The sequence below is a fragment of the Paraplanobispora siamensis genome, assembly GCF_016863175.1.
Lineage (GTDB): Bacteria > Actinomycetota > Actinomycetes > Streptosporangiales > Streptosporangiaceae > Planobispora > Planobispora siamensis.
In genome coordinates this window covers 1-1,026 of sequence record NZ_BOOJ01000141.1, presented here as the reverse complement: position 1 = coordinate 1,026, position 1,026 = coordinate 1, and the positions used below count along the sequence as shown (strand labels likewise).

The 1,026-nt window shown below is 71.4% G+C and carries 1 protein-coding gene; it reads left to right on the top strand.

Going from position 1 to position 1,026, the window contains the following annotated elements; all coding sequences use genetic code 11:
- Positions 1–1,026, top strand: a 1,026-nt coding sequence (locus Psi01_RS42920) for an alpha-amylase family glycosyl hydrolase (protein ID WP_239128458.1), incomplete at both ends; no start/stop codon positions are given.

Below are 1,026 nucleotides of genomic sequence, written 5' to 3'. Positions count from 1 at the left end.
GGGCCGGCCTGGACCCGGCTGCCCGACGGGCAGTGGTACCTGCACCTGTTCGCCCCCGAACAGCCCGACCTGAACTGGGACAACCCCGAAGTCCACGCCGAGTTCGAATCGATCCTGCGCTTCTGGCTCGACCTGGGCGTCGACGGCTTCCGCATCGACGTCTCCCACGGCATGGTCAAGGCCGAGGGCCTGCCCGACGTCGGCCACCCCGACCAGGTCAAGATGATCGGCACCGAGGTGGTGCCGTTCTTCGACCAAGACGGCGTGCACGCCATCCACCGTGCCTGGCGCCGGCTGCTGGACTCCTACCCCGGCGAGCGGATCGGGGTGGCCGAGGCCTGGGTGCCGACCCTGCAGCGGCTGGCCAACTATGTGCGCCCCGATGAGATGCACCAGGCGTTCAACTTCCACTTCCTGACCACCCCGTGGCAGGCCGCGGCCTTCCGGTCGGTGATCGACGAGTCCCTCGCCAGCGCCGGCTCGGTCGGCGCGCCGGCCACCTGGGTGCTGTCCAACCACGACGTCAAGCGGCACGTCACCCGCTACGGCCACGGCGAGCTCGGCCTGCGCCGGGCCCGCGCGGCGGCGTTGATGACGCTGGCCCTGCCCGGCTCCACCTACATCTACCAGGGCGAGGAGCTGGGCCTGCCGGAGGTGCTCGACCTGCCGGAGGAGTACCTGCAAGACCCGCAGCGGCTGCGCAACCCCGACGACGGCCGCGACGGCTGCCGGGTGCCGATCCCGTGGGTCGATGCCGGGCCGCACTTCGGCTTCAGCATGCCGGGCATCGAGCAGACGTGGCTGCCCATGCCGGGCTCTTGGGGCCCGTTGAGCGTGCAGTCCCAGCTGCGCGATCCCGCCTCCACGCTGCAGCTGTATCGCAAGGCGCTGCGGCTGCGGCGCGAGCGCCGCTCCTTGGCTGAGGAGCCGCTGACCTGGCTGTCTTCTCCGGAGGGCACGCTGGCCTTCCGGCGCGGCGACGGGCTGGTGTGCACCGTCAACCTGACCGGCGAGCCGGTCGAGCTG